Below are 1,853 nucleotides of genomic sequence, written 5' to 3' on the forward strand. Positions count from 1 at the left end.
ATCAGAGAGTTGAGTGAGCGATAAAGAGCGCTGATTTCATCGTTATAGGGGTCGCTAAAGTCGATGCGTAGATCGGCGTTGTCGGCCGCTTGGTTAAGCTGTTTGCGAAGTATTGATAAGCGTTTGGCTACCGCCCCTCGAAATATCAGAGCCAGCATCAACATGCCAACAAAGAACACAGCAAAGAGTAAACTGGCTTGATTGATTAGCGCTCGGTGAATCATGGTATTGGCATGAGTTAAAGAAAATGATACGTCAATGACGGCAGCAACTTCTCCATTTTTGCTCGTGACGTGGCAAGTCAAGCAATTAACCCCGTTATGGTCGTCGCTCATCATAATCGGTGTCAGGACTTGTAGGGCGGCTTGGTTATTTTGCTGCTTATAGCGGTAGACAGTTTCACCAGTAAAAGCTTGTTGTTGCTCGGTGCTGAGTGTTGGAGCATTGGTATTGGGTCTAAACATGGCTTGTATTGGTGCAGAGGGGAGTAAGCTTATGTCTAAGATATTGTCTTGTTTAAGCATTTTATCGTGTAATAGCTTTTTGTTGGCCATTGCTCCAGACAACATTAGCGTATTTAAGCCTTCGAAATAGCTTTCAGACATGACTTTAATTTGTTGTTTGGCCATGTCTTGCACTAAGTTTCTTTCGTGTTGATAGGTATAACTTAAGGTGATAACTAGCAAACTTAAGCCAACGACTACCATAGTGAGATACAGCCTAGCTGCAATTGAAAAACGACCCCAAAATCTGCGCATTTAGTTTAGCCCTGAAGAGTGCTTAGGTACGAGGTGCAAAGCAATCTGTTTAATAATTAGTCTAAAATTCTGATACTTACACTTTTGATAATAAGTTAAGACTAACAACTGACATTTGGCAAAAATTTCAAGGTGTGGAGTGGCAAAGTTGAGGGGCTGGTAAGACTTGCCCCCCAATTGGGTTTACCGTTCCCAGTAAACTTCTTCTAGACTCTCTTCTCGCTCTGGTAAACCTCGCGATAAACGTGGGCTGTGCTGGGCCAGCACCTCGTAGCTGACGCGGTTAGCATATTTGCAGATTTGGGCAAACGACGAGTAACTTAAGGCGTTAAACTGGTGTTTACTGGATTGTGCTACATTGTTGCGGTGAAAAACGTTGGCTGCCATATCATGCAATAGAGCTGAGAGGGCGCCATCTCCCGCTCCGTTGGTATTGGTGATTTTTTCTGGGCCCCCCATGAAAGGCGCAATATGCGAGTAAACCTTTAGAGGCTGCGAACAATCGTTTTTTAACATAGGGCGTGAGAATTCATCGCGATTAAATTCGGCAATACTGCCGGGTAATAGCCTATGGGTGGTGGCGCGTTTATGTTGTTCATCGGTATAACCGGCCATAAATAAGCCGCGCGCGCCAGCGGTACACAAGACTAAATCACACCATTCTAAAGCTTGCTCGCAAGCCAGTAGTACATCTTTTTCGCCGGTGAGGGCTTCGGCTTCTTCTTCATTCATTGCTAGTACTGTGACATGCTCACGAATAAATTGTTGCCACCATAGAGGGGCATCTTCAATCAGGAAACGTGTGCCCAAGGTCAGCACCACCGGCACATTAGCAGCAGTGGCATAGTTAATGGCTTGCATGGCTGCTTCGGTGATGGGGTCGTTATCGGCTCGCATTAAGTAAGCGGTGAGAGCCAAGGCAGCCCCCGTTTTTACTAATTCTTCATCAATAAAGTCAGCGCTGAGTTTATCCATGTGTCCCCGAGATATGGCAAAGGTGCGTTCGCCACATTCGGTAATTAAGGTAAAGCAGCGACCGATGGGGCCAGTAACCGGTTGCAGATGATTAAGGTCTACTCGCGACGAAGTATTGCA

Annotated in this window: 2 protein-coding genes; both read right to left on the reverse strand. The window is 45.8% G+C overall.

The window, feature by feature from the left end:
- Positions 1–758: hypothetical protein (locus tag ACQY6Q_RS06815; protein WP_427979440.1), on the reverse strand; the 758-nt coding region annotated here is incomplete at its 3' end.
- 183 nt (positions 759–941) lie between these two features.
- The coding region (locus ACQY6Q_RS06820) for an inosine/guanosine kinase (RefSeq protein ID WP_427979442.1) at positions 942–1,853 on the reverse strand (912 nt) is incomplete at its 5' end.

Origin of the sequence: Agarivorans sp., assembly GCF_050295395.1 — a bacterium.
In the GTDB taxonomy this organism is placed as follows: domain Bacteria; phylum Pseudomonadota; class Gammaproteobacteria; order Enterobacterales; family Celerinatantimonadaceae; genus Agarivorans.